The sequence below is a fragment of the Mesorhizobium sp. M7A.F.Ca.AU.002.02.1.1 genome (assembly GCF_003998535.1).
GTDB lineage: Bacteria > Pseudomonadota > Alphaproteobacteria > Rhizobiales > Rhizobiaceae > Mesorhizobium > Mesorhizobium ciceri.
On the sequence record NZ_RZPB01001423.1, the window covers coordinates 1 to 591 of the forward strand.

The following is a 591-nucleotide window of genomic DNA, read 5'->3' on the forward strand; positions in this document are numbered from 1 at the left end:
CCAGTGGACAGGGGTCTTTCCATGATGCCCGCAAAGGGAGGCGGCGCACCATGGGAAAAATGTGACCGTTACAAGGTTTAGCGAGACGGTCGCCAACGCCTCGGCTGCACGCCCCCCTCTGGCCTGCGGACATCTCCCCACGGGTGGGGAGATCGGCTGGGTATCCGCTTTCGCCAATTTCCAACGTTGAAGAAGGGGCACACCTAATGAAGCTGACAATCTCCCCCACGTGGGGGAGATGTCCGGTAGGACAGAGGGGGGCGCCGTCCCGCCGCCGTCTCACGAGTTTCACCCCAACAGCGTCCTCTGCCTCTTGCTCCCGCCCAGCTTGCGCCAGTTGTTGAAGCGGTGGCTGGCGGCGGCAAAGGATATCTTCATCTGCTGGGCGACCGAATAGCGCGACTTGCCCTCGTCGAACATGCGGTAGCAGCACTCGACGCCTTCCTCGGTCAGTTTGCCGTCCGGCGCCTTGTTGTGCGGATTGGCGGGGTCGAATTTCTCGACCTGCTGCTCGACCAGGCCTTTCAGGCGCTGCAGATCGGCCTCGATGCTGGCGATGAGATCGAGAACGGGCTTTGGGTCATAGGGATG

General features: G+C 62.1%; 1 protein-coding gene. It reads right to left on the reverse strand.

Annotation, left to right across the window (positions count from 1 at the left end):
• Window positions 1-288: 288 nt before the first annotated feature.
• A partial coding sequence (locus EN879_RS38130) for a hypothetical protein (RefSeq protein WP_127274820.1) occupies window positions 289-591 on the reverse strand: 303 nt, incomplete at its 5' end.